The organism is Streptomyces tendae, from assembly GCF_014650435.1.
Classification (GTDB): Bacteria; Actinomycetota; Actinomycetes; order Streptomycetales; family Streptomycetaceae; genus Streptomyces; species Streptomyces tendae.
This window is the reverse complement of record NZ_BMUY01000095.1, coordinates 1-645: the sequence shown is the minus strand read 5'-3', so window position 1 is coordinate 645 and position 645 is coordinate 1. Positions and strand designations below refer to the sequence as shown.

Here is a 645-nt window from a genome sequence, read left to right as displayed (position 1 = left end):
AAGCACTCCATACAGTAGCAGACCTAACAGAAAGCTGTCATAGCTCGCTGTCTGGGCTTTGAACTTCCTGTCAAGCTCTTTCTTCTGGTCCAGATACTTCGCTGTTGCTCTCTGCTCTATATCTTCGCTTATGCTCTGCCTTTCGGATTTAAGGCTTGCCGACTGCTTGGCAGCTTCTCCGATTCTGCGGTCAAGCTCTCTGCCCTTGGCTTCATATTCCCTTTTAACGCTCGATACCGTAGCTTCGGCTTCTTGCTCTGCGTTGAGCTTGTCTTGCTTCAGCTTCTCGTTTTGCTTCTTCAGCTCTGCGTTGAGCTTCAGCACGTTGTCTGCTTCGTTCAGCTTCTCTATTTGCTCTGTCTGCTCCGCTATTCTCTTCCCTTGTTCGGCTACTGTCGATACCAGCTCTTGCTTCTCGGATAAGAGTTTCTGTATCTGTATCTCCGATTTCTCGGCTTGGTTCTTCCATTCCTCGGCTTGGCTTATGGCTTCGGAGGCTTGCAAGCCTTTCTTCTGCAAGGTCTTTTTGAGGTTCAGTTGTTCTTCCAGTAGTTTCCGTTCCTGGTCTTTTGCCCTGGTCTGTTCCTGGTCTGCCCTGGCTTTCCATTCCTCGGCTTGGCTGATAGCTTCGGAGATTTGAGAGTC

Annotated in this window: 1 protein-coding gene; it reads right to left on the bottom strand. The window is 49.6% G+C overall.

Annotation, left to right across the window (positions count from 1 at the left end; all coding sequences use genetic code 11):
- A partial coding sequence (locus IE258_RS42225) for a DUF6040 family protein (RefSeq protein ID WP_189750837.1) occupies positions 1–645 on the bottom strand: 645 nt, incomplete at both ends.